This window comes from Butyrivibrio sp. INlla16, assembly GCF_900104155.1.
Classification (GTDB): Bacteria; Bacillota; Clostridia; order Lachnospirales; family Lachnospiraceae; genus Butyrivibrio.
Genome location: NZ_FMYB01000008.1, coordinates 17953 through 42187, shown reverse-complemented (window position 1 = coordinate 42187; position 24235 = coordinate 17953). Strand labels below are relative to the sequence as shown.

General features: G+C 44.7%; 14 protein-coding genes. All 14 read right to left on the bottom strand.

The window, feature by feature from the left end; genetic code table 11:
- Nucleotides 1-35 precede the first annotated feature (35 nt).
- The 14 genes from BLR42_RS05645 to BLR42_RS05580 all read right to left on the bottom strand — a co-directional run bounded on the left by BLR42_RS05645 (nucleotide 36) and on the right by BLR42_RS05580 (nucleotide 24149).
- Complete coding sequence (locus BLR42_RS05645; protein WP_091867348.1) at nucleotides 36-1784, bottom strand: leucine-rich repeat protein; 1749 nt, start codon at nucleotides 1782-1784, stop codon at nucleotides 36-38.
- Between the two features lie 349 nt (nucleotides 1785-2133).
- Nucleotides 2134-3021, bottom strand: coding sequence for a metallophosphoesterase family protein (locus BLR42_RS05640; RefSeq protein WP_170832644.1), 888 nt, complete (start codon nucleotides 3019-3021; stop codon nucleotides 2134-2136).
- A 121-nt stretch (nucleotides 3022-3142) separates the two neighbouring features.
- A complete protein-coding gene (locus BLR42_RS05635) occupies nucleotides 3143-6724 on the bottom strand; it encodes a hybrid sensor histidine kinase/response regulator (RefSeq protein ID WP_091867344.1) in 3582 nt (1193 codons plus the stop codon).
- 189 nt (nucleotides 6725-6913) lie between these two features.
- On the bottom strand, nucleotides 6914-7939 hold the full coding sequence (locus tag BLR42_RS05630) for an ABC transporter permease (RefSeq protein WP_091867342.1): 1026 nt from the start codon (nucleotides 7937-7939) through the stop codon (nucleotides 6914-6916).
- Nucleotides 7936-9456: a sugar ABC transporter ATP-binding protein gene (locus BLR42_RS05625; RefSeq protein ID WP_022762105.1), complete on the bottom strand. Its 1521-nt coding sequence runs from the start codon at nucleotides 9454-9456 to the stop codon at nucleotides 7936-7938. Before BLR42_RS05625 ends, BLR42_RS05630 begins: the two co-directional genes overlap by 4 nt.
- A gap of 26 nt (nucleotides 9457-9482) precedes the next feature.
- Nucleotides 9483-10598: a substrate-binding domain-containing protein gene (locus BLR42_RS05620; protein ID WP_022762106.1), complete on the bottom strand. Its 1116-nt coding sequence runs from the start codon at nucleotides 10596-10598 to the stop codon at nucleotides 9483-9485.
- Between the two features lie 217 nt (nucleotides 10599-10815).
- Complete coding sequence (locus BLR42_RS05615; protein WP_242879221.1) at nucleotides 10816-13452, bottom strand: glycoside hydrolase family 2; 2637 nt, start codon at nucleotides 13450-13452, stop codon at nucleotides 10816-10818.
- A gap of 63 nt (nucleotides 13453-13515) precedes the next feature.
- The gene (locus BLR42_RS05610; protein WP_091867338.1) at nucleotides 13516-15756 is read right to left on the bottom strand and encodes a glycoside hydrolase family 3 N-terminal domain-containing protein; all 2241 of its coding nucleotides are present in this window, start codon (nucleotides 15754-15756) and stop codon (nucleotides 13516-13518) included.
- A 26-nt stretch (nucleotides 15757-15782) separates the two neighbouring features.
- A complete protein-coding gene (locus BLR42_RS05605; protein WP_091867471.1) occupies nucleotides 15783-17423 on the bottom strand; it encodes a glycoside hydrolase family 43 protein in 1641 nt (546 codons plus the stop codon).
- Between the two features lie 14 nt (nucleotides 17424-17437).
- Nucleotides 17438-18472: an alpha/beta hydrolase gene (locus BLR42_RS05600; RefSeq protein ID WP_170832643.1), complete on the bottom strand. Its 1035-nt coding sequence runs from the start codon at nucleotides 18470-18472 to the stop codon at nucleotides 17438-17440.
- 107 nt (nucleotides 18473-18579) lie between these two features.
- A complete protein-coding gene (locus BLR42_RS05595; RefSeq protein WP_242879219.1) occupies nucleotides 18580-20049 on the bottom strand; it encodes an MFS transporter in 1470 nt (489 codons plus the stop codon).
- A gap of 224 nt (nucleotides 20050-20273) precedes the next feature.
- Nucleotides 20274-22682, bottom strand: coding sequence for a GH39 family glycosyl hydrolase (locus BLR42_RS05590; RefSeq protein ID WP_091867333.1), 2409 nt, complete (start codon nucleotides 22680-22682; stop codon nucleotides 20274-20276).
- A gap of 120 nt (nucleotides 22683-22802) precedes the next feature.
- Nucleotides 22803-23246 carry a C-glycoside deglycosidase beta subunit domain-containing protein gene (locus BLR42_RS05585; protein ID WP_022762113.1) on the bottom strand — a complete coding sequence of 148 codons (444 nt, stop codon included), beginning with the start codon at nucleotides 23244-23246 and terminating at the stop codon, nucleotides 22803-22805.
- A 30-nt stretch (nucleotides 23247-23276) separates the two neighbouring features.
- Complete coding sequence (locus BLR42_RS05580; RefSeq protein WP_022762114.1) at nucleotides 23277-24149, bottom strand: sugar phosphate isomerase/epimerase family protein; 873 nt, start codon at nucleotides 24147-24149, stop codon at nucleotides 23277-23279.
- Nucleotides 24150-24235: the final 86 nt, after the last annotated feature.

The window sequence follows — 24235 nt, the reverse complement described above, 5'->3', positions numbered from 1 at the left end:
CTGATTTCTTACCTATCTTGTATTTAGCCTGTTATTTACTTCGTAATCTTCTGTCCCTTGCCGTTTAAACCTTTGCCCGGAAGGAATTTCTTGTATAACTTAAGAACCTTCTTCGGAACTTTTGCTTTTGCCTTGGCATTTACGCCCTTGAAAGCATTCTTGCCAACTGTCTTCTTGGTAAGAAGAACTGTCTTGAACTTTATGTTCTTAAGATTCTTGCAACCAAAGAAAGCATTTGCTCCGATCTTGTTTATGTTCTTACCGATAGTTATCTTCTTAAGCTTCTTATTGTTTTTGAATGCATTTGCTGCAATCTCTGTTACCTTATACTCCTTATTATCAATGGTTATGGTGTCCGGAATTGTAGCACTTGTAACCTTATTGGAATCAGGCTTAGCATATGTAACCGCTTCTTTCCCTTCATCTACTGATGAGATGGTGTAAGAAGCTCCGCCATTCTCTACAGCTTCTCCCACAGCATGCGCAGCAGGTGCGGGGTCCTCAACTTTCTTTGCTTTTTCTGTCTTTTCCGCCTTTCCGGTCTCTTCTGTTTTATCGTCTTCCGGTGATGAGGATGATTTCGAGTCAGGGAAAATAAATGTTGCTTCCCTATAATATGCGTATTTTGCCTTATCTAATTCTGCCTTAGTCGACTCACTAAGACTCTTGGTAATACTAGTCTTAATGCTGCATGTAGGAAGTGCTGTGATAGTCATATCAACAAACTTATAGGCCGAATCTAATGTCAAAACAATATTTATATCCCATGTACCGTCTTTGTCCAAATCAGCATCTGCTTCGGTAAGGGATTTTTCATTTACTTTAATACTTCCCTCATCGATGCACGCTTTGTAATAAGTATAGAAATAACTGATATTTTTTGTATCGTTTGTATAATATGAGCCCTTTGATAAGTCTATATTTGGTGCTGAGAAATTCAAAATTACTTTCTCATAAAATTTATACCCGGATGATAAGAGCATATTTTTCATTTCATCAGATAAAACTATTATAGCCTGATCTCTAACAGTATTTGTGCTTAAGACCTCAATCTTCGCATACATATCGGGATCTGAAAAATCAGTAGCTGTGACTTGTATATCGCCTTTACCATCTTTGTTCAGGTCAAAATCTATTCCTGTATCAAGCTCACCGTCTCCAAGTCTATCTGTAGTTCCATCAACTGATGAACCTGAAATATTGTAGACAACTGCTTTAGCGTCTTCGCCTGTTACTCTTGCGCTGCCACTGGATAAATCGATTGTATACGCTCCCAAGTTCTTCCCATCTACTGCTGATGCAATTGTATATCCGGTACAAATAATTTTATGATCATCCTTATGCTCTACATCCAAATCTTTCAGCCATTTTACGCTACCCGGAGAATCATCTATTTCCACGGTGAAGTCATTTATATTAATCATAGATGTACTAATCGTGGCAACATAAATATAGTATGCGCCTCCCATAAATGACATCCCTGCTTCCAGCTTTTCTTTCTTCCCATCACCAATAACCCTATACCATTTTTCTTCAACAGAATATGAGGCTTTCCCACCAATATAATAAAAATAATCTACAATTCCTACATCACTACTCTTCTTTCCTGCTTCTGGTTGTTTGACTATCAGTGTGAATTTTTGTCCGCTAAACGAGAATTTGGGTTCAAATGGACTATCATCTTCCGCCTTCGCCTTGATCCCCGACACCGGCAGCGCCGTAATAAAAAGTGCAACAGCCATAATTAAAGGCATGATGTTTTTAAATAATCTCTTTGTCTTCATTAAAATTTCTCCCTTCCCAAAACATAAAAACCATAAAAAAGAACACAAAAAACACACCCCAAGTAAACTTAGGATGTGTCATATACTAAGTAAATGCGAAACCGTATTTGACTATTACTCTGCCTTCGTAGTCCAGTCTCCAGTTTCATATTTTGTATCCCTCAAAGAAAATCGTTTCCCATACCCATGGCGCTGTCTGGATTTGCAGAAAAGAAAACGCCAATAGTATTATACACGAAATCCTTGAGGGTTTGCCTACGAATTATGAATAAGTCAGTTCATATTTCGTACTTGACTTATGCGAATTTTTATCTTTTGAATCAGAATTCTTCATCTAATATCTGAAATATCAATCCATCACCGGTTCAGCTATCGGAATACTGTAGGAATCAAGCGCCATGTCCCAATACTTCTCAGGAATCTTACCCCACTGGGCAAAGCCTTCGGCCTTTTCGCAAAGTTCGAAAGCCTTCTTAAGGATCTTGCCCTGGGAGACATCGCCTCCGAGGATTATGGATCTTGTGACCTGATACCAGGCGGGTGCGTGCTTCCACAATTTTTCCTCATCCATCTCTCGTATGACCTCTTCCACCTCATAGGGGAGCGATATGAACTCAGGCTCCCATCTTCCGTCATTTCCGTGAAGCATCATGAACTGAGCCTTTCCGCCGCATCTAAAGGACAGCCCTACAGAGCCGGGATTTATTACGCGCTTTCCGTTTCTGACATACTGCATCTGAATATGAAAATGGGCGCAGATTGTAAGCTCGCTCTCGAGTTTTTCCGTAAGTTCATCAATATAATCGTTGCCTTCCCTCATGCTCTCTGTGGCACTGAAGGGTGACCCGTGGCAAATTGTAAAGGGCGGCATCCCCTCGCGCTCTATCACCATGGAAATCGGCATCTTTTCGAACTCATCTATCTGACTGTCCGTGATCCTGTCAAAGCCGTACCTGAGCATTCCTGTATTTGAGGTCCCCGGCTTCCACTCCCACTCATCATGATCTGCCTGTCGGTAATCTATCCAGTAATCCTCCTTATTCCCCCTGATAAATGTGCAGGGAACTTCAGAGCGAAGCTTTTCAAGGTACTTAAGTGTTTTCTGAGGATAGGCGAGATCTCCGACGTAATCTCCAAGAAAAAGGAACTCATCAGCTCCAAGCCTTTGTGCCTGCCTGACACACTTTTCAAGTGCTATATGATTGCTGTGAATATCAGCCATTACCGCTATCTTCATACCATTTCCTCCTGACTTTATCATCTGAAAAGAATTATAAAGTTTGCCCCAAGGGCGAGGTCAAGACATAGAAACACCCTCCGGAGAATTTCCGAAGGGTGCGAAAAATCATACGACAATATCACAGCGCAGCTTCACAGATAACTTCATTAATTTTGCGATACTCCTCCATCATAGCCTTGTGATTAGCCTTGATGTAATCGGCATCACCTTCCTTGGCCGCTTTTTCCAGAGCAAAAGCCTTCTCTGCAAGCTCCTGCATTCCGATTGCACGAAGGTTACCCTTAAGTGCATGGATCAAAATGTCGTAATCATGCCAGTTTTCACTCTCATAATAAGATTTAAAATTCATGCTCTTCGTCTCATAATCATTTGTAAAAACAGAGAGCACTTCAAAGAAGGTATCGGGATCACCTGCACAATAGGCAAGGCCTGTCTCGGTGTCCATACCTGCCTCCTTCAGTCTTTCTATATCATAGACAGGTGCATCATCATCGAATACTATCGGCTTATATTCAGGCTTCTCAGACTGTTCAGATTGTTCAGTTTTTTCAGTATTCCCCGTTACAGGTTCCGTTTCGCGCACATGTTCATAGGCGGTTTTCGGAAGATACTTTTTAAGCTGCTCCACAAGATTTTTGAGTTCTATGGGCTTGGACAGATAATCATCGAAGCCCTCCCTCAAATAGTTTTCCTTAGCTCCCACAACCGCATTGGCAGTTAGGACTATCATCTTCGTCCCGGTAGGAATGAGGCTGCATTCCTCAAGTTCATGCAAAGTCTCGATTCCATCCATACCCGGCATCATATGATCAAGGAAAACAATGTCATAGGACTTCTTCCCCATGAGATTTATGGCTTCTCTGCCGGAAGCCACTGCATCAGGAAAAATATTGCACAGCTTAAGAAGGCTCTTTGCAACCATGAGGTTCAGGTTATTATCGTCCACCACAAGAACACGGGCACCCGGCGCGCTTATCAGGTCCTCGTTCGTGCGCTCTTTTTTCTTGTTCTCCAGATTCTTTGCAAAATCGCCTATAGGCGTTTTGTCCACAACTCCCTGTTCAATAACAAAGAAGAAATTTGAGCCTTCGCCATAGGTACTTTTCACGCAGATCTTGCTGCCCATGAGACTCAGAAGGTTTGTAACGATGGACATTCCAAGGCCCGTTCCCTCGATGTTACGATTTTTCTTTTCATCAAATCTCTGGAACGAAAGGCTGAGTCTGTCTATATCTTCAGGCTTGATACCAATACCGGTATCCCGCACGGAGACGTAGAGCTTCAACTTGTCACCGTCAATAATTTCATTTTTCATGGTGAGCCAGACAGAGCCTGTCTCAGTATACTTCACGGCATTTGTAAGAAGGTTAACTATAACCTGCTTAAGGCGCACATCATCACCGAAAAGCGTGCAGGGAATGCTCTCGTCTATCTCCGGAATGAGCTCCAGCCCCTTTGTCTCCGCTCTTCTCTTGATGGAATTTATCAGATCAAGAATGAAGGATGAGGTATCGTAATTTACGGGAATGATATCCATCTTGCCATCCTCGATCTTTGAAAAATCCAGGATGGTATTGATAAGCGCAAGCAGGATGTTCCCCGCAGAATCAATGTTATTGGCATATTCAAGAGTCTGTTCATCCTTCGAGGTGCGAAGGATCATCTCGTTCATGCCAAGCACTGCATTGATAGGCGTTCTTATCTCATGAGACATCTGTGCAAGGAACTGGCTCTTTGCCTTGTTAGCCTCATTCGCAGCTGTCTCTTTTTGCTTGAGTACCTGAGCCTCATACTCATGGCGCATATCCGCGCTTCGCATATCCTCCATCTTTCTGGCATTCAGCTGTTCATTCTTATAACCCAGATAGTAGAAGAAGGAAATCAGCAGGAAAATCAGCAGTGACACAACTATATTCACCGCCAGCTGTCCGTTGGATTCTGCAAAGAGCTCGCTATCACTTATGGCAATCACCACATACCACTGATTTATGACGGAATTTATGAAAAGAGTACAATCACGGTTCTCCAGTCTTGCTTTCACCGAGCTGTTGCAGTTTTCAGTAATAGTTTCTATGAGTCCGGTTCCGTATATATCCTCTATATTGCTGCCGTTTAAGGAGCGATCGGGGTGGGCTATTATCATCCCGTCTTTGTTTACAACGAACCCGAAGCCCTTGCCGCCGATATTGATATCCTCGGTAACCTTCTGAACATGATTGACGACAAGATCCAGTGCGACGACATCGCGTTTTTCATAATTTCCGGGTTCATCTCTGTTATCAATCAGTTTACAAATGGTTATAACCAGCGATCCCGTCTGCATATCAACATAGGGATTAACAATGATGGTGTTGCCGTTCGCATCCACCGCATTCTTATACCAGTCACGCACTTCCACGTCGTAATCCGCAGGCGGAACCCATCCGGAGCCGTCCATATACTCTCCGTTCACATAGGCGTAGAGACCGGTGAAGTTCTCATCAAACTGCTCAGACTGATTCTTTGTCTGATCAGTGATGTAATCAAGGACATTTTGCTGTGAAGAGCCTGTTTCCAGCATGATATCTACCGTATCTGCCGTAACCCACAGAATCGACCTTGCAACACCTATATAATTCTCGAGTTCTTCCGAGGTGGAATAAACCCTGTTCTGCCCGTTTTCTATTACACCCGTAACAGCCACTTTGTAAAACAGCCTTGATGTATAAATAACGGAAATGATCATCAGCGACAACGTGATCACAATAGTCAGCACAAAGTTGAAGCGTCCGCGCTTTATGGCAGCATCTTCGGGCATATTGCGCTCTATGGCCTTATAGCGCATGGCTGTCATCGTGATTATCATCATTATGAAAAGTACAAGAACAATTGAAATGACAAAGAGCGTAATTGCGATATTTTTATAGCTTCCGGGATCCGATGCCCCTTTAGGCAGAGCATTTTTCATCATAACACCGACAGAGTAGCCACCGACACCGCCGAAGAAGATAATTACTGCTATCGTTGCCTGCAAGAGAATTGTAAACCGAGTCTCCTGAACGCTTCTCTCAGGCTTTACACAGCCCCTCTGGGCATATTCCTTGTCAGTGGCTGGCGCCAGAAGGAGCAATGATCCACACTCAAGGAAGCTGAATACATAATAGGGATCTACCGGTGCCCAGCTCCAATCGTAACATGAGGAGGTCCACATGCCATATTCGAATAGTATAAAAAGAGCCAGAGCAACATGGAAATACGGGAAAGCTACATTCTCCGCCCTGTGCATGAAATAATGCAGAATCACCTGCAGGCATATGCACGCGATACCGGTAGCCAGGACTCCCTCCCAGATATTGTTGAAGATTCCGCCATATTGAATATATATGAAAAACTGCCAGATATTGAGCGGAATCGGAAGCAGCATCAGAAGATTGAAGAACCCTTTTACATAATCCGGCCGCATTTTAATTGCCATGAGCAGCATAACAAGATAGCCTACATTCCAGCCGAAGTAAGCCATCAGAGCCGAGACATCAGGGTCCTCACCGATTACGAGAAAATATGTGGTCCAATAATAATCGCTGAGAAGATGTGTCAGGAAAAAGATGGAAATGTAAAGCCACCCACGAAGCGGCGTCTTGACGTATTTAAAAAGCGAATACAACGTCCCGAAAATAACGACCAGCAGGGTGCATACGTTTTCAATGATATCGATGCCCATAACACAGGTTCCTCTATAAGAAAAAAAGGTACAATTTAACCTTTATGCATCTATTTTACTATGGTATTTCATCCAAAAATCTTAAATAAACATAAAAAATCACAGACCCGTTTGATTGGATCTGTGATTTGTCTATGTTTCTTATAATTCAGGCATGAAGCTCTATGGCTTTGTGCCAAAACTATATGATCATTCTTTGGATGTCATAAACTTCTCTTTGATCTGAGGGCCTGCAACCTGGATAAGGATTACAAGGATGAGGATTATGCCCTTGATTGCGTTGTTAATAAGTGAATCCATCTTAAGAGCGATGATGATTTTGTCGATTACGGTGTAGGAAAGTGATCCGAAAAGTACACCGATCATTTTTCCCTTACCGCCTGACATTGCGATGCCACCGAGTACTACTGCTGCGATTGCATACATCTCATAGCTGTTACCTGTTGTTGCGGGATCTGATGAACCGTTCATGCAGATCCAGAGGAAAGCTGCTGCACCGATCATAACTCCCATGATCACGAAGGACATCATTTTCATGAGTCTTACGTTGATACCGCTCATAAACGCACCCTTTTCACTGGAACCAACGGCATAGATCTTTTTACCAAACTTTGTATCGTTTGTGATGTATACGAAAAGAACAGTGAAAAGGATAAGCACGATTCCCACGATGGGAAGTGTTGCAAGTTTGCCGTTACCAAAGCCGTACATTGAATCGTAGCCCGCAAGGCCGGAGGTCATCTTGTATACTGAGCTTCCTCCGCCGATAAGCTTCTTTGAAATGTGCTGGCAAAAATACTGTGCAAAGGATCTGTAGATAAGCATGGTTGCAAGAGTAACAATAAAGGAAGGCATTTTCACAACACCGACCAGTATTCCGTTGATGAGTCCGAGAAGCGCACCCATTACCAGTGAAAAGATGAGCGTTGCTGCGATGTTGCCATTTGTCATATTAAAAATGACTACCGAAAAACCGCTGACGAAAGCCAGTGTCGAGCCGGCTGACAGATCTATCTCTCCCGTGAGGCACACAAGACCCATGCCAAGTGCTACTATTCCGATAACTGCTGAGTGACGGAAAATATTCATGGTCGCACTCCAGGTAAAGCCGCTGCTGGTCAGAGCGTAAACCAGAAAAATTATGAAAAATACAAATATGAAGCTGTAGCCTCGCCATATTTTTCCAATCATATTTGTTTTTGACTTGTTCTTCATTTCACTGTTACCTCGTTATCGTTTTTCTTTGCTCCGGTTTCCGTAAGTCCTGTGGACATCATCATCACTGTGTGCTCTTCTATCTCCTCGTGACTAAGAGTCCCTGCTATTTGTCCCTCATAGAAAATCAGACATTTGTCCGCTACCTTCTGAAGCTCAGGTATTTCGAGCGTATTTACAAGTACTGTTTTGCCCTCATTTGCAAGAGACAGGATCAGCTTGTATATCTCTTCCTTTGCGCCGACGTCTATGCCCTGAGTCGGGTTGTCGAACAAAAGGATATTAGCATCTGTGTTAAGCCATCTTGCTATGAATACCTTCTGCTGATTACCGCCGCTCAGCGATACAATAGGCGAATTCCCCGATTCTGCCTTGATGTTAAGCTGCTTCTGGTAGCGGTTGTATTTCTCTGTTTCAGCCTTTTTATTTATGTGGAATTTTCCTGCGGACAGCGTCTGCTCCGCAAGATACATATTCTCCACAAGGCTCATATCCGGTATTACCGATGTTTCTTTTCTGTTTGCGGGAAGAAGTCCTACTCCCGCTTTCATAGCTTTGTGAACGCTACCGCTTTTTACAGGCTTTCCGTTTATCTCCAAAGTTCCCTCTATTGGCGCTGTTATTCCGAAAAGACACTGTAAAAGTTCACTGCTGCCGCACCCCTGAAGTCCGGTCAGCCCTATAATCTCCCCTTTTTTTACCTCAAAAGAAATGTTTTTAAAGCCCTTACCCGACAAGTTTTCGAGCTTCAAAACCGTATCTCCGGTCTTTCTCTTTTCGTAGCTTCCTGCCTCCTCGGCGTGACCAACCATAAGCTTTGTCACCTCCGGAGGAGTAGTGTCCGCGATCTTACCGCTTCCAATCAGTTCTCCGTTTCTGAAAACGGTATAAGAGTCGCAGTAGGCAAAAATCTCAGGCATCTTGTGTGAAATGAAGATGAAGGATATTCCTTTATTTTTCAGGTCCTTTACCATACCGAAAAGGTGCTCAACCTCATCATTGTTAAGTGAGGTGGTGGGCTCATCAAGTATGAGGAGCTTTGCCCCTGTAAGAAGAGCCTTACTGATCTCAAGAAGCTGCTTGTCTCCTGTCCTTAGGTCGGACACCATAGCCTTCGGATCCATTTTTATTCCCAGTCTCTCAAAGAGTTCCTCGGACTGTCTGATCATTTCTTTTTTATTCAGTTTTCCAAAAGCTCCGGTGATCTCTCTGTTTATGAAAACATTTTCAAAAACCCGAAGATCGTTAAAGAGATTAAGTTCCTGGTGAACGAAGGCTATTCCAAGCTGTTCACTTTTTCTTACTGTGATGTTCTTAAGGTCCTGCCCGTCAAATCTGATGCTGCCGCCGTCACACGGTATTGTTCCGGTAAGTACGTTCATAAGTGTGGATTTTCCTGCACCGTTCTCACCGAGAAGGGCATGAATCTCACCCTTCTCAACTGTAAGATCCACGCCCTTTAATACCGGCACACCACTGAAGGACTTTCGTATACCTTTCATTTCAAGAAGTGCCATGATTTTTACCTATCCTACATTATGATTTAGTTAAATCCTACGAAGTCAGCTACGTTGTCAGAAGTTACGTTCTGGCACTCGATTACGTGGTCCTGAGTAACCTCTTTGCCATCAAGTGAATCAACCATATCCTGGATTGCTGTCTGGATCATGCTGGGGCTGTATGTTACAGACATGATGCCGCCAAGCTTCTCTGTGATGTCTGTGTAGTCCTCACCGCGAAGAACGCCGTAAAGCTCATCAAGACCGCCGCAGCCTGTGATAACGGGCTGGTTTCCAAGGAAAGCTTCCTTAGCTGCATCGTCGATTCCGCCACCCTTAAGTGCCTCAAGGATACCCATTGCAAGTTCATCATCCTCAGCGTAGAACCACTTGATATCTGTGTTTGAAGAATCACCCATAAGTGTCTCGAAAGCAGCCTTGGTATCGGAACGGCTCCAGTTCATAGCGCCTGAATATGTGATGTTTGCATCGATCTGATCCTGTGTCCACTTTGCATCATCAGCGATCTTCTGTCCGTCGAATTCGATCTCGCCAAGAAGATACTCTGTGAATCCCTGGTCACGAAGAGTTGTAACTGAAGAAGTGTCGCCCTCGTAAACATATACCTTTTCACCGGGCTTCATTCCAAGTGATACGAAGTATGCTGCAGAACCTGCGCCGATACCTTCGTTGTCACCCTTAACGTTTGAAACTGCGCTTGATGCAACGCCGTCGATGATTCTGTCAAATGCTACGTAAGGAATTCCTGCATCTACAAGTTCCTGGATAGCTGACTGTACTGTGTCATCGATAGGCTGAACAACTACTGTGATGTCCTTCTCGCCCTTAGCGATGATGTCCTCGATCTGTGTGATCTGGTAAGCAGCGTCCTCACAGGTGATAACCTCTGCTGAGTACTTTCCGCCACCGTTCACTTCTGCAACCTTCTCCTTTGCAAATGTTGCAACGGAACCTGTCCAGCCGTGATCCTCGGGTGCTGTAAGAACATAGATGTGTGATGCGCCTTCAGCTGCAGCTGCCTCTGTGCTCTGTGCTGTATCTGCTGATTCTGATGTAGACTCTGCGGATGAGCCGCCGCATGCTGTAAGTGATAATGCCATAACGCCTGCAAGAAGTCCTGCTAATAGTTTCTTTTTCATTTTGATAATCCTCCCTAAACTGAAAAATATGTTCGTCACAAGTGCTGTGCACATGTGCGTGTTTCATTTGATGTACATATGATATCGCGGGAAGAAGGGTGCCCGCTTTTCCCTCTATTGAATATAGCCGCCCTTTTATTGCAAAAGTTTGAAGACATAAAAAAAGCATGCAACAGAAGTCAAATATTCGTTGCATGCATATGAGGGGGAAGGCTTTTTATTTGAGGTATAGTCTCACCTTCCCGCAAATACCCGTCGGGTCTATGGTTTCATGATTAAAGTCAAAAGGTACAGAGGGGTAGTTTCTCTGGTCTCTGGCGGGTGTTGTTGCAACTTCGCAGAGAATCTCGTTTTCACCCTCCTTCAGAAGTTCACCGATGCTTACCGTGTAGGGCGGAGTGAGCCTTACTTCAGACTCCTTTCCGTTTACAAAAAGCTTAACCACATCATAAACCTGTTCCATCTCAAGGTAGGCTTCCTTCACAGGGCGGCCTATGGTGACATTTTTCCTGTATCGAAGGACACCTGCAAAATCCGGGTGCGCATCGCTATAGGGCTCCAGATCTCTATAGGTCTCCTCCTCTGAAAAAGTGGGATAATCTTTTGCTTTTGTTGCAGAGACCTTCCACTCGTGGGAGATATCTTCTATCTTATCCGCAGCGCGAAGTCTTCCGGAAAGTGAGCAATAGGGCTTTAGCCCCTCTCCGTCCTCTTCTATTAATAGACAGCTCTCACCTGCTGGGACTTCGATTCTTACCCTGCCGTCTGCCATCCTGCTAAGCGCCCATTTTTTCTGTCTGAAGGCGTCGACATATACTGCACTTCCCTCAAACGGAAGATTTATCACGCCGTTAAAATCTTCCTCGGGAGACTCGTTCATAAGCATAATGATCTGCTTACCTTCTTTTTCATAATGGTAGAGTGTGAGCTCCGAAAACTCCTCATCAAGGAAAGGCTTGCTCCAGTCGTTGCACTCAAGCTCTCCCGACACCTCATCAAGGCTGACCATGCTGAAAAGCTTCTTCCATTCCTCTTTCGCAGGCGCTTTTCTCACTTCATCCATAAGCATGGACTTCGGGTAGCCACCGACAAAGTAAACGGGGAAGGTAGGATTTTCCTTCTTAAACTCATAGAGCCTCTCGGGGAGATACTCCGCATAGGGCACAAGAAGCACATCAAAGGTCTCTCCGTTTATGCATACTTTGTTTCCGTCCGCATAGCCGTTATAGGCCTTGAGGTCACACAGCATATCCAGGCATATGATGTCGAACTCTATCTGATTCGTTGTGAGCGCGCGGCACACTCTCTGCATCGGCATGCATGAACCGCTCCAGTCGCCCTCGCCGTCATAGAGCACAGCTATTCTTGCTTTGTGGACACCGCCGTTTAAGAGGTCGCACATTCTGTTTGCATACTTCATGAGTTCTGCAAAATATGGAAATTCCGGGTTGTTTCCACCTGCATAGAAATGCGGCGGGCAGTCGAAATCCGGATACTGTGCCATGGAAAATGCATGCGGAACAAGATGATTGATACCTCTCACAAGAAGGTGATCAAGAAGTCTCTTCTGATCGCGCACTCCGAAGTTCCATCCGTAGGCTCCGAAAAGTTCACACATAGTGCGGCCTTTTTTCTTCGGATCAAGGTGACCCGCTGAGGCACCCATTTTTCCTAAGGCATAGTGATAGAACTCGCCATCGAGAACAAGCGGTCCCATGCCCTTTCTCTCCTGAACCGGCGCGCCGAATACCACCTGGCCTCCGATTACGTCAATACCAGCCATGTCCTGGCCGCTGATTGCGCGGAACCAGTGGGCATCTCCCAGGCCAAGTCTTGAATGAACTCCGTTGTCCTCAACCACGTGTCCTATATATTCGACACCATGCTCATGGCACCATCTGCCGATGGGCTCCGAAAAGTTCTTCTGATAAAGTCTGGAAACACAATCCATGTAGTCATAGCGGATCTGAGGCTCGTCCTTTTTCTCCTCACCCTCTGCAAAAAGGAAGGCAAGAAGTCTCTGATAGTCTTCTCCGCAGCGCTCCTTCAGCATCTGTGCAAGCTCATCGCTCCAGGGAAGCTGCATACCGGGCTTACCTAGCTTCGTATCGTAGCCTTGCTCCATTGTATTTCCAAGCTGCGGTTCATCTGAAAAGAAGCCCGCGATCACATTTCCGAAAAGATCCCCGTAGTGCTTATAGTGCTCCTCGTAAACCCCCTCTATCTGAGTATGCGCGGAAACGCTGTCTATCATGTTGATGTAGCTCTCGTTACCACCGTCGGTGCAGGTTGTGTAAAGCACATGTATCCTCCACTGTCCCTTGGGGAGAGTGAAGGTTATCTCATCCTGTCCATGGTACTGGCCCATGAGGTTTATCTCTTTTTCATGAAAACGGTTGCCCTCTGCGAAGGGCACAGCCATGATTGAGAGTATCTTATTCTTTTCTCTCTCGGCATCGTTTTCCGGTTGTCCTATCTGCCAGAAGCCTATGGTAGGCTTCATCATGCGGCGAACGTTAAGTGTGCGCGATCTCACGGAACCGAATACATCGCAGGCAGTACATGCAAGATACTGCTTTTTCCTTTCGGGATACTTTTCCTCGATAAGTCCGTTGGCGTAGCCTGTGGGAAAGTGTTTATCGTCCAGTATCCATATTTTCATGTCGCGCTTCTTTGCTTCGTCAATGACAATGTCCATGTCATGCCACCAGCCGGGACCGCAGAAATCCTTGTGCGGTCTCGCTTCCACGCAGACGGCCTTTATGCCGCATTCGTCTATTTTTTCCATTTCCTTGCGGATGGTGGCTTCGTCCTCGCCGCGCATCCATAAAAACGGGAAGATATAGTTGTTCATGATTGTTCTCCTTTATATTTTTCCCCTCATCTGGCAGCTTCGCTGCCAGATGAGGGGAAGGCTTTATTCTGTAGGATAATCCGGCTCCTTCTCGACGCCTTCAAACCCTACTCTTATTTTTTCGCACAGTTCTGTAGCTGAGTCCGCACCTGCATAGATTCTGAAAAGTCCGTCCTCCAGGCAGTACTTACCATGATTGTTCCAGAAGCCCATATGCTTCTTTAAAAGTTTTACCTCTACAGTTTTTTCCTCGCCGGGGTTTAATTCAACTTTTTCAAAACACTTAAGCTCCTTAACGGGTCTTACGATTGATGCAGCGACATCCTGCATATAAAATTGAACAGTCTCGGTGCCTTCTCTGTCACCGGTGTTTTTAACCTTAACAGAGATTTTGAGTGCATCGTTGTCCTCGGTTACTGCAAGGTCTGAATACTCGAAGCTTGTGTAGGAAAGTCCGTATCCAAACGGATAGAGCGCGGTGAACGGTGCATCGAGATATCTCGAGGTGAACTTGAAGTTGCCCGCAGGTCTTCCCGTGTTTGGATGATTGTAGTAGATCGGGCACTGTCCCGTAACTGCAGGGAATGAAGATGAGAGTCTTCCCTCAGGATTCTTTTTACCTGAAAGAATGTGTGCTATCGCATTACCCATCTGAATTCCAAGATGCCAACCCTCAAGGATTGCAGGAACATTCTCTGCTTCCCACTGAAGGGCAAGCGGTCTTCCGTTCATAAGAACCAGAACCACCGGCTTTCCGGAAGCAATGAGCTTTTGCAGAAGCTCTCTTTGTTTTCCGGGCAGTGTGATGTCCGCTCTTGAGGAAGCTTCGCCTGACATAGCAACAGTTTCTCCGAGAACCGCAACGATCACATCGCCGTTATCGCAGGCAGCCTTGACTTCATCATCATTTATATCACCCTCGGGACCACCGCAGGGATAGTAATTTACATTTGAAAATTCCTGCTTCATTCCATCTAAAATAGAAACGCAGTCCTTTTCCTTCCAGCTTATTGCCCAGGCTCCAACTACCTCAGACCTGTTGTCGGCAAGACTTCCTACAAGACTGATTTTAGTGTCCTTTTTAAGGGGCAGTAAACCACCTTCATTTTTCAGCAGAACTGCAGACTTCTCTGCAGAAGCAAGTGCAAGTTCTTTGTGCTCTTTCGGTATCTCTTCGTATCTCTTCATCACCTCTTCGGACACATAGGGATGATCAAAGAGACCAAGCCACATCTTTACGGACAGAACTCTGCGGCAGGCATCGTCTATAGCTTCCATTGAAACCTTGCCTTCCTCTACGGACTTCTCAAGGTTCTGAATATATATTTCCGTTCCCATGTCCATGTCGAGTCCGGCATTTGCTGACTTTTCGCCTGCATCCTTCTCGTCCTCGGCGATGCCGTGAACCACACATTCTTTTATTGCATTGGCATCACTTACGACAAATCCCGGAAGTCCCATGTTGTCCTTAAGGATGTCACGGAGCGTCCACTTATTCACAGTGCTGGGAACACCATTCAAATCGTTGAAGGACGCCATAGCTGTCTGCGCGCCTTCCTCCACTGCTGCCCTGAAGGGCACGAGATAATTGTTATATAAAATGTGGTTAGCCATGCTTACAGTGTTGTAGTCCTTGCCAGCCTCTGCCGCGCCATATCCCACAAAGTGTTTAAGACATGCTGCCACGTAGTTTTCATTTTCAGAGTGGTCGTTCTGAAGTCCTCTAACCTTCGCCCTTGCAAAGCATGAGCCAAGATACGGGTCTTCTCCCGGTCCCTCGGATACTCTTCCCCATCTTGCATCCCTTGCGACATCGAGCATAGGCGCAAAATGCCAGGCAACGCCTGCGCATCTGGATTCCTTAGCCGCCATCGCAGCAGTTTTCTCCATAAGCTCTGTGTCAAAGGAGCCTGCCTCCGCTATTGCAATCGGATAAACCGATCTGAATCCGTGAATTACATCAAGTCCGAAGATAAGCGGAATTCCGAGTCGTGTCTCCTCCACCGCAATTTTCTGAAGTTCGTTGCACTTCTCGGGATCCTGCACCATGAGTGATCCCACTTTTCCTTCTCTGATTGCATCCTCATGGTAGTCGGTCTTTGCGGTTTTCATGATGGTTTCAAACTCTTCTTTCGAGAGTCTTCCGTCAGTCATCATCTCGATGAGCTGTTCAAAAGGCACATCAAAGCCTCCCACAATCGAAACGGACTCCTGATTCATCTGTCCGATCTTTTCAGTTAATGTCATTTTTGAGAGCAACTCTTCCACCCTATTTGTCTGCTCTTTTGTTAATGCTATACCCATTTTTGCCCTCTCTTATTATGCCTTTTTTATCTGCCTGTATATCCAGCGTAGTCAAACTTTGCAATGTTATCGGATTCACTTCCGTTACCGGATGCAAACATTCCCAGCATGGTTCCGACCATGCCGCCAACCTCTTCGGGGTTTATCTTCTTTCCGTCTGCATGTGCGTAGAACTCTTCCAGGTTATCCGCAGTCTGTCCCATGTAGAAATTATAGTCCTGTCCCTTTGCTTCAAGCCTTAGAATTACAGGTCCGTCAAATTCCACCTCGCATTCCTTTAAGATGGTCTCAGTTGACTCACTCTCATATCCCGGCATGAAAGGAAGTCCCTTCTGCTTTGTAGTCACAAGTACAAGTGCAATAATCTGTTTTCCGTCCTTGCTTTTTTTCTCGAAGCGGTACTGGTGATTGCACTGCTGCATTATCACCATGCCTGCGCTTTCACTTATCCCTTCATTTGTGCCTGCCTTGAAGTCCATGCTGATTTCGAATGAAAAGTCTATGTGTCTCTGTCTTCTGCCTACAAAGGCTACGTTCTCATCCTTTTCGGTTTTCGGTGCAAAACTCACAGGCTGAAGCTTTCTTGTCATACCTCTCTTAAGGCACTTAAGCTGTAATGCGCTGTCTTCTATTTTGTAGTAGTCCTCCGAAGGTGTTCCCCAGAAGCTCCAATCTATGTCAAGTGTTTTTCCATCAAAATCATCTCTGTCTGCGGATATTTCATCCCCATCCTCGCACCACGGAAGATTCGGATCCGCAGGATAGCTCAGCTCAACTTTTCCTGTTTCCTTGCTGAAAACCGGCCATCCTCTCTGCCATTCCACAGGGCAGATGAAGGACTCTCGTCCCATGTTCATGTGCTGACCATCGATTATTCTGACACCCAGCATAACGGCGTACCATTTCCCCTGAGGTGTCTCCACAAGATCTGCATGGCCGACATTTTCAATAGGATAATCCCATCCAAGGTGTCTGTGTGTGAGTACCGGATTCGCGGGGTTTCCCTCATACCAGCCGTCTATGGTCTTGCTTCTTGCGATCATTACGGAATGGTTGTGCTCTGTGCCGCCCTCAGCGATCATCAGATAGTAGTAATCGCCAACATGATAGATATGAGGAGATTCAGGAGCCCAGGCTCCTCTCATCGCACTGTTCCAAATTTTCTTTCTCTCACCGCAGACCTTGAAATTCTCAATATCATAAGGTGTTAAATAGAAAGCCCTGTTGTTATCCTGCTCTTTATCCTCACCGGGACTGACCAGATAACACTTGTCATCGTCGTCGAAGAATATGGAGCAGTCAATATCCTGAATGTCTGTAATGTAATGAGGCTGTGACCACGGTCCCTTGGGATCCTTCGCTGTTACTATAAAGTTGCCCTTATCCCCAAAGTTACAATTTATAATATAGAATGTTCCCTTGTGATAGCGTATTGTAGGTGCCATAACTCCGCCGGAAAACAGGTTGGCGTCAGTATAGAAGCCGTTCTCCGGTGTCATTGCATAGCCTATTTGCTTCCAGTGCGCAAGGTCCTTACTGTGAAAAATCGGTATTCCCGGGCACAGCTCGAAGCTTGAATTTGCTATATAAAAATCATCTCCCACTCTGCATATGGAAGGATCGGGATAAAATCCCGGAATTATTGGATTTCTGATTAAATGCTCCATAGTAACTACTCCCATCAAATATTAGGTATCTTGGAAAGCTTCTCATCCATCTCGTCAAACTTATCAACATCAATATTTCTTTCTGCGAGAAGGTCTCTCATCTTCATTTTTCCAAGGACTCCCATCATCATGTCTTCGAAGGTGAGATCAGGGGCAAAGGGAGGAATCTCCTTTCGCATTCTGTCGATAGTGTCAGAGAGCACCTTAACCGCCTCGGGATTACCAAAGATTCTCTGAAGTGTGCAGTCAAGTGAGAGCCACTGCTCACCGTCGTCTGTCACATGCGCCTTGCAGACAGGCTTTGTAATACCGGTCTCATCAAAATCCCCAAGAACATCGCGGAGCCAACCGATACTGTCATCAACCCAGTTCTTAGCTCTCTCGGTGATAAGCACATTCTTAAATACCAGACTTGAATCGCAGGTTGAGAAGCCGTGCGGACCATAGTCATAGACATGGCACTCGAAGGAAGTGTTGTACTTATTCAGCGCACTCATCATGTCTATAGTATTCTGGATTGGCACCACATTGTCAGTCCTTGTTGCAAACAAGAAACAGGGGCAGGTCTTCTCATCAACAGCATCCACAATTGAAGGACCGTCTGTAATCTCATGTGCAGTATCTTCTCTTAAAACTGCATATCCAAGAATTGCTGCTGCGGGACGGTTCTTTGACATTGTCGCTGCTGCGCCCGCGAGGTGTCCGCCTGCTGAAAAGCCGATAACTGCAATCTTATCAGTCATTACGTTCCACTCATCAGCTTTTTCCTTAATATAATCCATAGCCTGATCGTAGTCATTCAAAGGATTGGGCCAAGCTGAATCCTCTTTAACAGAATATCTCAAAATAAAGGCATCATATCCAGCCTTGAGATACGGAAGTGCCACCGGATCTGCTTCCCTGTCGGAGCAAAACATATAACCGCCGCCCGGGATTACAAATACTGCAGGGCGCTTGGTCACTCCTCTGAATTCTCCGCCTACATCCTGGATCATTGCGGTTAAAGTTACGTTTCTTTCTTTATTAAGTGTTATTGTTTCTATTTTCATAATGATTCCTTTCATTATGTCGGAAAGTAAGTAAAAAGCGCCGGCATGTCTTTTCACATACCGGCGCGATTACATACCAAAATCGTTACCATTAGGTTTTTGAAAAATTACTTGTTCTTTCTTGCATCAAGCTCAGCATAGATCTGCTTCATCTTCTTAGGTGTAAGATCATAGAAGAGAACTGAGATACCTGAAATAGCAATGACTACTGCAGGGAAAAGGTTAACAAGTGCGTTGATACCGATCTTAACTGCTTCAGTCTGCTCTGCATTGGGAACATAACCGATAGCTGAAAGAAGTGATACTGTTACAACACCTGTAACTGCTGTAGCAAGCTTAACTGAGAAGCTTACAAGTGAGAATGTAAGACCAACCTCACGTACGCCATACTTCCAGTCGCCATACTCGATAGAGTCGCACATCATACCGGGTGCAATGTTCGCATTAGCCATTGTAAGACCGATAACTGCTGAAACTGCAAGGATGAATGCCATGTTGTTTACAGGTACAAGGAAGAGCAATACAAGTGCTGCAACCTGGATGAATGTTGTAAGAAGCATGTAGCCCTTCTTAGAGAATGTCTTTGTTCCCCAAGGAAGTGTCAGGTTACCAAGAAGCTGGCAAACTGTCATTGTTGTGAAGATAGGTGAAATCATCATCGGATTTCCAATTACATAGATTACATAGAATGTAAGCATTGACATACGAGCCATGCAACCGATAGCACCGGAGAATGTAGAGAAAACCGTGATCATGATGTTCTTGTTTTTAATAACATAAGGAAGAGCTTCCTTGATAGGTGTAGGCTTTACGTTCTCTTCCTTCGGAACTGCAACTTCCTTACACTTCCATGCGCAAAGGAGGCAAACAGGGATAAGAAGCAGTGAGAAAAGAACAGTTGTCTTGAAATAACCCTGAGCTGTAGGCGTTGCGCTGTGACCGAAGTAAAGGATAAGAGGCATTGCAACAGCTGAAAGAATCATGCTGATAGCACCTGAACCGATACCTCTGCAAGAAGCATAGTCCATACGAACCTGTGAATCTCTTGCGATAAAGTTTACAAGTCCCTGGTAAGGGATGCAAAGTGCTGTGTAAGCCATACCTGCGCCGATGTAGCAGATCAGGCATACAAGAACTTTCATAGCGCCCTGAAGCGGGAATACTGTAAATGTAAGTATGTTAAAGATTGCCAGGAAAATAGGTGAGAACATGATGTAAGGACGGAACTTACCGAAGCGTGTCTTTGTCTTATCACATATAGCACCCATCATAGGATCGTTGATAGCATCCCAAACACGAGCTATTACGAAGATCAGTGATATAGCTGATGCTGATAATCCAACGATATCTGTGTAGAAAATTGTGAGGTAGGTGTTGATCATATACCATGAAAGCTGGCAGCCAACCTCACCCATTGCGTAGAAACCACCGGTGACCCAGTTAGTCTTTTCTTTTTTTTCATTGTTCGAAGCATTGTTTACCGGTGTTAACACCCTCTCATCAGATGCCTCTGTCGTAGCATGATTTACCATTTTGTCGTTTCCTCCCAAGTCATGGGATGTAAATTTCGATCCCATACCTTTATACCTTCCTAAAAAAATATAGTATTGCGTTAAAAGTTTTTTGTTTGCCTAACCCTTAAGGACGGGTTAAACACGTGCACGTTTGTTATGTATATACTTTATCTTTTATATGCAATTCTCTCTTGCTATACATTCCACGATTTACTGCAAACGTTTCATATTTCAGGCCAAAAAATAAGAGCGATGCAACAAATGACAAACATCGTTGCATCACCCTTTTAATCCATTGAAAAGATATGAATCATGCACACTTCGTGCGGTTCAAGGCTGGCATTCACCATAATCGAATGATCCGAATCCTCAAGCTCCGCCTTCTCCAAAGTGAGCTTCGGAACGCTTATTGACTCAAGGTATTTTACATCATTTCTTGTAAGTCTTGTCTCATACTGGAACTTCTGCCACTCATCAAGTATGCTTCCATGATTTCTGTTAAGAATACGCCTCTTTATATACCAGTTACCGGTACCCTGCAAATGTTTGATGGTCACTGAAAGATCAAGCGCCTGTCCTACAGTATATGAGCCCGAACTCATCCTGTCGAGCGGCACTTCCTCAGGTCCGAGGAAATATCCCGCAGAGAACCAGGAATCATTGAAAAGCATCATTCTAATACTTCCGTTATCTGTTTTCGTAATAATATAATGGTCTCCGTGCGCAAGAAGCTTATGACCAAGAGTATTCAAAAATGCAAAGGAATAATAAGCAGGTTTCCTTATTCTGTCAGTGGATATAAGTCCGATACTTCCGTTCAAAAGTCCGGTGGTATCCATATAGTTACTGATCCAGTCCGTAGAGCTCATTATTGAAAGTGCATCAACATGTCCGAGAAGCTTCTCAGCTCTGCCCGCTATATATGAAGCTCTGAAGCAGCTGTCATTTACATAGTTTCTGTTAGAAATAGAAATATTCCACTCGGTTATAAAAAGCTTGCTGTCCGATAATCCGGACTGTTCCATCAACTCTCTTATCTGGCGTACCTGCCGCAGTTCATTCTCAGGATCCTTGCATACACGCCTGTCATAGTTCCCTTCGTCATCAACTGAATTCTCATAGGGGAACAGCAGGAAGGACACAAAATCCGGCGTCTCATCCTTTGCAACGAGACTCAAATACAGTGATCGAAGCTTCTCCCAGTCATCCTCAACCGTTCCACCGAAACCGCCGACCATTGCATCCGGTATCTTCCTTTTAACAGTCTTATACAGAAAATCGTATGCCTCTTGTACGGAATAGGAATCCCCCTGCCATAATCTGATATTGTCCTCCTGAAGAATCGGTATGGAAGATAGCTCGAAAATCCAATCAGATACTTCCTTAAGTCCGTATCTGTCGACTATATGATTGAAGAATTCCGAAACGGCTGTCTCCCAGGCCTTCCTGGACACAAAAGGAATATAGTCGTCCATTTTATATATCTCACCCGTGGACATAGCCGCCATATCAGGCTTTCTGCCAAGGCTGAGAAATACTTTGATGTGATGTCTTACAAGGAAGTCGAGTGCAATATCCACCATGTTAAAATTGCAGGCTTTCCTTCCGCTGCCATCCGTTATCATCAGTTTTGTTGAAAAAAGTGTCCAGATACGTGCCATATCAAAATTGAGCTTGTCGTGCAGATATTCAGTGTGATACTGCATATTTGCACGTGTCAGATCATTGACACTTCCTATATTAAGCATGCGGTTCCAGATCTTTTCATAATCCTCACCGTCATTTTCGGATAAATCCACCGAAATGCTGTCAGACACTCCTGCGCTTCCATGAATAGCGACGTTGTTCTCAAGCTTTTCCCTAATTTCAACGTCAATTTTCTTCTTCTCATCCTCCTCTTTCTTCGCATCCTCGCTGTGAAGCTCACGGTACTGTGAAGGAGACATATTCATCTCTTTTCTGAAGGCGCGGTTAAAGGATGAAGAGTTGGTAAAACCGCAGGACAGCGCTATCTGCGTCATGTTCTGATCAGTTGATGATAGCAAAAGAAGTGACTGCTGAAGTCTTAATCTTGTTACATAGTCAGCAAAGTACACACCTGTATTTTTCTTAAAAATTCTGGAAAGAGTGGATGCAGATACATACATGCTCTCCGCAAGTTCGGTGAGATTGACCTCCTGATCCAGATTGCCGATGATATACTGCATCATCTGCTGCATACGCACGTCGTTGTCAGGATTACCCTGCGCTTCATTGAGGTTCTGCGTCTGATAGTTCTCTATAAGAGTATCAAGAATCAGGTACAAATTGCTGTCAATACGGCAATCCGACTGGCGCGATCCGTAGAGATACTCCTCCGTCATATGGTAAAAAATGTTCCTTAAATCCTCGTAGGACTTACTCTTATCAGCCACCGAGTTGCAGTAAAAGAGCACATTTTTGCCCTTCATTACACTTCCGATCATCTTCATGGAAAAAAGAGCACGTCCCACAATGGAGTCGCCCACATCTCCAAAACTGTACTCAACACCGGGATTAATCATGACAACATCACCCTCGTTAAGGACGAAGCTATCTTCAAGCACGTTGACGGTAACGCTTCCCTCAATTGCAAAAAGAAGCGTCAGGCTCATAATTATGTGCTTTTCATTCTTTTCCGGTCTTACTATTTCATAAGAGCATGTATCAAAATTCATAGAAACATCCTTTTCAATTTATTGGTGAATATTAATTGTAACATTTTGGAGATTTTTACGCAAAAAACGCCCCGATAAAGCTTACTGTAAGCTCTATCGAAGCGCTCAAAATTTTACAGATTAAACAATAAGAAGACGTCTCTCATTTACGTGATGACCGAACTCGGGCATGTAAACCATGGGCTCCTTGTCGGGATCAAGTCCGTCCTGGATGATGGGCGGCATATAAGATGATGTCCAGCAGAAACCATACTTGAGGTCGTGATAACCCTGTGCAAGGCCGCCTTCCTTCTTAACCTTCAGAACAGCGGGAACTGTTGTCATCCAATGTGTATGGAAGTCTGAAGCCATCTCTTCGTTTGTGAAATCCTCACCCTTGATGTTCCAGGTGATGTTTTCCTTCTCGATCTTCTCACCGTCAACGAAAAGTGTGCCGGGACGAAGCTGTGAAAGGAAAATTCCTCTGTAATAGGGCAGTCTTACCTTGAACTGGAAGCCTGTAACATTGCCCTCTGCGTCTTTTATATTTCTGAATCCAACTGACTGGATTACCTGTTTCTCCATTGTATTTCTCTCCTTCTCTGAAAATCGGTATTAGTCACCAAGCACATCCTTAAGTAAGATGTGGTGTTTTCTGAGTGTCTGGCCTACTTCGTAGCCATCGTCATACTTGTCAGCACCTTCATACTCACTAAGGAGATATCCTTCGTAGCCGTTTTCTGCCATTACCTTGATAACCTCGCGGTAAGGAATTGTTGTCTCCTCAAAGTCATCACTCATGTTGATGAACTTAGCGTGGCAGCAGTAAATGTAAGGAAGAAGCGGGATGATATCCTCAGGCTTGTTGGGTGTGAAGTTGGGATCTACCCACTCACCGGGCTTGAACTCTGTACGGAAAACAGAGAAGTCAATGTTAAGTCCGAAGTTCTTGGTTCCTGTCTCCTTTATGAAATCAACGAAATCTGTCACAAGCTTGCCCTTCAGGTTGGAAGGTGTGTGAATCTCAGGGCACATCTGGATTCCGAGTTCCTCAGCAAGCGGAAGTGCTCCCTTGATGATCTCTCTCCAGTTATCAACAGGCTCAAGAAGATCGTTGATAACGGGCATCTTGGTCCTCATAACTGTGAAACCAAGGCGGTGTGCGAGACGGATGTCTCTCTTAAGCATCTCAACAGACTCTTCTGTTGTAAGATCTCTGTCACCGAGAACGTGGCTGTCGATCCAGTTACCATACTCAACAGGAACGATTTCATACTTCTCGCAGAGATGATGCCATTTCTCAACCCACTCATCTGTGGGATAAGGATAGTTTTCGATATGTGTATTTGCAAGAATCTCAATACCATGAGCTCCCATGTCATAGAGATCTTCGAAGCAGTCTTCAAGTGTTTTGGTAAGGCCAAACTCTGCTGAATAGCTGTAAAGAGCTACGCCGCGCTTGGGGCCTTTTTTGTTATACTGATACATTTTGAATATTCCTTTCTTTAATGTTATATCCCCTCATCCGGCACTTCGTGCCACCTTCTCCCTTGGGGAGAAGGCTTAAGGTGTTT

Excerpts from the sequence above, each read along its gene's own strand:
- BLR42_RS05645 (WP_091867348.1), bottom strand. The coding sequence starts at position 1,784 with ATGAAGACAAAGAGATTATTTAAAAACATCATGCCTTTAATTATGGCT.
- BLR42_RS05640 (WP_170832644.1), bottom strand. The coding sequence starts at position 3,021 with ATGAAGATAGCGGTAATGGCTGATATTCACAGCAATCATATAGCACTT.
- BLR42_RS05635 (WP_091867344.1), bottom strand. The coding sequence starts at position 6,724 with ATGGGCATCGATATCATTGAAAACGTATGCACCCTGCTGGTCGTTATT.
- BLR42_RS05630 (WP_091867342.1), bottom strand. The coding sequence starts at position 7,939 with ATGAAGAACAAGTCAAAAACAAATATGATTGGAAAAATATGGCGAGGC.
- BLR42_RS05625 (WP_022762105.1), bottom strand. The coding sequence starts at position 9,456 with ATGGCACTTCTTGAAATGAAAGGTATACGAAAGTCCTTCAGTGGTGTG.
- BLR42_RS05620 (WP_022762106.1), bottom strand. The coding sequence starts at position 10,598 with ATGAAAAAGAAACTATTAGCAGGACTTCTTGCAGGCGTTATGGCATTA.
- BLR42_RS05615 (WP_242879221.1), bottom strand. The coding sequence starts at position 13,452 with ATGAACAACTATATCTTCCCGTTTTTATGGATGCGCGGCGAGGACGAA.
- BLR42_RS05610 (WP_091867338.1), bottom strand. The coding sequence starts at position 15,756 with ATGGGTATAGCATTAACAAAAGAGCAGACAAATAGGGTGGAAGAGTTG.
- BLR42_RS05605 (WP_091867471.1), bottom strand. The coding sequence starts at position 17,423 with ATGGAGCATTTAATCAGAAATCCAATAATTCCGGGATTTTATCCCGAT.
- BLR42_RS05600 (WP_170832643.1), bottom strand. The coding sequence starts at position 18,472 with ATGAAAATAGAAACAATAACACTTAATAAAGAAAGAAACGTAACTTTA.
- BLR42_RS05595 (WP_242879219.1), bottom strand. The coding sequence starts at position 20,049 with ATGGGATCGAAATTTACATCCCATGACTTGGGAGGAAACGACAAAATG.
- BLR42_RS05590 (WP_091867333.1), bottom strand. The coding sequence starts at position 22,682 with ATGAATTTTGATACATGCTCTTATGAAATAGTAAGACCGGAAAAGAAT.
- BLR42_RS05585 (WP_022762113.1), bottom strand. The coding sequence starts at position 23,246 with ATGGAGAAACAGGTAATCCAGTCAGTTGGATTCAGAAATATAAAAGAC.
- BLR42_RS05580 (WP_022762114.1), bottom strand. The coding sequence starts at position 24,149 with ATGTATCAGTATAACAAAAAAGGCCCCAAGCGCGGCGTAGCTCTTTAC.